1 pseudogene is annotated in these 255 nt (G+C 60.4%); it reads left to right on the forward strand.

From position 1 onward, the window contains the following. A pseudogene (locus F1735_RS38675) lies at positions 1-251 on the forward strand (IS5/IS1182 family transposase); the annotation flags it as partial. Positions 252-255 lie beyond the last annotated feature (4 nt).

Consider the following 255-nt stretch of genomic DNA (forward strand, 5'->3'; position numbering starts at 1 on the left):
ACCACTGCCGCGAACTGGGACACGTCCCCCTGATCGACCATAATCCGCGTGGCGGCGAGAAGGAACACTTCGAGCCTGCCGATGAAGTTCGCTACCGTGAGCGCACTGTGGCCGAACGGACCAACGCGCGCCTCAAGGACGAATTCGGCGGCCGCAACATCATGGTCAAAGGACATGCCAAAGTCATGAGCCATTTGATGTTCGGGCTGCTCGCCCTCGGCGCCGACCAGTTGATGCGACTTCGACGATGACCAT

It is taken from the genome of Massilia genomosp. 1 (genome assembly GCF_011682185.1).
Classification (GTDB): domain Bacteria; phylum Pseudomonadota; class Gammaproteobacteria; order Burkholderiales; family Burkholderiaceae_D; genus Telluria_A; species Telluria_A rubra.